The sequence below is a fragment of the Dietzia sp. Cai40 genome, from assembly GCF_014145165.1.
Lineage (GTDB): Bacteria > Actinomycetota > Actinomycetes > Mycobacteriales > Mycobacteriaceae > Dietzia > Dietzia natronolimnaea.
Genome location: NZ_JAALEB010000335.1, coordinates 1 through 1,205, shown reverse-complemented (window position 1 = coordinate 1,205; position 1,205 = coordinate 1). Strand labels below are relative to the sequence as shown.

General features: G+C 73.0%; 1 protein-coding gene and 1 riboswitch. The gene reads left to right on the top strand.

The window, feature by feature from the left end; all coding sequences use genetic code 11:
* Window positions 1–246: 246 nt before the first annotated feature.
* Window positions 247–434: riboswitch (cobalamin riboswitch) on the top strand.
* 21 nt (window positions 435–455) lie between these two features.
* Window positions 456–1,205: ATP-binding protein (locus tag G6022_RS12825; protein ID WP_182691689.1), on the top strand; the 750-nt coding region annotated here is incomplete at its 3' end.

Sequence of the window (1,205 nt, the reverse complement as noted above, 5' to 3'; positions counted from 1 at the left end):
CACGGCTCGCGCTCGGCGGTGACCTCGGGGGGCAGCATCGCCAGGTGCCGCTCCCCGCCCAGCAGGACGTCGGCGCCCAGGACGGCGCGGCGACGGGCCTCGTCGAGGCCGGCCCAGCCGTCACCGCCGATCCCCACCACGACCACCTGTCCGTTCATGACGCGGAACCCTACCGTCGAACCCGCCCGCCGAGCCCGACCGCCCGGAACGCGAGGGCGCTGGGTAGCCTCGGCCAGGAGAGACAACTACACCCCAACAGCACGAGGTGCCCCACGACCCGCCCCAGGCGGTGCGGAGGGGAGAATCAGGGAAGCCGGTGAGAATCCGGCACAGGGCCCGCTACGGTAACTCGGCCTCTGAGGCGAACGCGTCCAGCGCTATCGCCCGAGATGAGCCGGGAAGTCCGGAGACCGGCCTCGCGCTGACCAGCCTGGCAGACGAGAGCGGGAGCCCCCATGCCACTGCACTACCCCTTCAGCGCCGTCGTCGGTTCCGACGACATGGCGCTGGCCCTCCTGTTGAACGCGGTCTCGCCGTCGGTCGGCGGTGTGTTGATCCGCGGCGAGAAGGGCACCGCCAAGTCCACGATGGTGCGCGCGCTCGCCGGGATCCTGCCGCAGATCGAGGTCGTGGCCGGTGACAGGTTCTCCAGCGCCCCGTCCGACCGCGGCACCGACACCCCCGACGGACCGATCCCCCACGACGCGCCCACCGAGCACCGGCCGGTCCGTCTGGTGGAGCTGCCGATCGGCGCGACCGAGGACCGCATCGCCGGCTCGCTGCACCTGGAGAAGGCCCTGAGCGAGGGCGTCACCGCGTTCGAGCCCGGCCTGCTGGCCCGGGCGCACCGCGGACTGCTGTACGTGGACGAGGTCAACCTGCTCCACGATCACGTGGTGGACCAGCTCCTCGACGCCGCCGCCATGGGCCGGGTGACCGTCGAGCGGGACGGGGTGTCGGTGGAGCACGCCGCCCGCTTCGTCCTGATCGGCACCATGAACCCCGAGGAGGGCGAACTCCGGCCCCAGCTTCTCGACCGCTTCGGCCTCACCGTCGAGGTGTCCGCCCCGCGCGAGGCGGCGCTGCGGGCCGAGGTGATCCGCCGCCGGGTCGCCTTCGACTCCGACCCGGAGGGCTTCTCCGCCACGTTCGCGGCGGACGAGCTGGCCCTGCGCGAGCGGATCGTCGCCGCCCGGGAGCGCGTG